At 62.4% G+C, this 929-nt stretch carries 2 protein-coding genes; one reads left to right on the top strand and one right to left on the bottom strand.

Annotated features, from left to right (window positions below):
* Positions 1-70: 70 nt before the first annotated feature.
* Complete coding sequence (locus EOA38_RS37745) at positions 71-394, bottom strand: TfoX/Sxy family protein (protein ID WP_126093592.1); 324 nt, start codon at positions 392-394, stop codon at positions 71-73.
* 90 nt (positions 395-484) lie between these two features.
* Here EOA38_RS37745 and EOA38_RS37750 point away from each other — a divergent pair.
* Positions 485-929: GFA family protein (locus EOA38_RS37750; RefSeq protein ID WP_145966344.1), on the top strand; the 445-nt coding region annotated here is incomplete at its 3' end.

Consider the following 929-nt stretch of genomic DNA (forward strand, 5'->3'; position numbering starts at 1 on the left):
GAGGGGGGTGGGCGGGAACTCGGCGTTTCCAGTAGTCCGACATAAGCCGCGACGCTCGAAAGTTGCCGCTTCACTTCCCCGCCCGCCTTCCCGCCTCATAAGCCCGGCGCGCCCAGACCGCCATCTCGTCGGGATCGTCGAAGGCGCTGTCCGGAACGCTCCAATAGGGCATCGCCACCTGCTTGCCGTGCCGCGAACCGGTATAGGTCCACTGGCTGCAGCCGGCAGCTTCGAAATCGGGGATGGTTTCCTCGTCCGCCTTCAGCAGCAGTTCGCCGCGCACGACAACCGCGACGATGACGCCGTGGCAATAGATACCCTTGCCGCCGAACAGTTTTCGAATGCTGATCGGTCCGAGGCTCTCGAACAGGTCTTCAAGGCGGTCATTGTCCATGCCGCAATCATCTCATCCGGCATGGGCCTTGTCATCGCCGCAACCAAAAGCATGCTGACAGGTTGAGAACCTGAAAACGGAGTTCCCGCCATGCCTGTCCTGCTCAAAGGCTCCTGCCGCTGCGGCGCCGTCCGCTTCGAGGTGGAAAGCCACACGCCGGTGCCGTTCATGCTCTGCTACTGTTCGATCTGCCGCAAGCAGCAGGGCGGCGGCGGGTTTGCGATCAACCTCGGCGCCGATTACGAGACGATGAAAATCCGAGGCAAGCGCGGCCTCGGCGTCTACCGCGCCGAGATCGAGGACGACGAGCATCCGCGCTGCGAAGTCTCGACCGGCGAGCGCAATTTCTGCAAGAAATGCGGCGCCGCACTCTGGCTCTACGACCCGACCTGGCCGGACCTGATCCATCCCTTCGCCTCGGCAATCGACAGCGACCTGCCGAAGCCGCCGGAAAAGGTGCATCTGATGCTGAAATACAAGGCGAACTGGGTCGAGCCTGTGATCGGCAAGAACGACAAGGTGTGCGACGTCTATC

This window comes from Mesorhizobium sp. M1E.F.Ca.ET.041.01.1.1 (assembly GCF_003997355.1).
Lineage (GTDB): Bacteria > Pseudomonadota > Alphaproteobacteria > Rhizobiales > Rhizobiaceae > Mesorhizobium.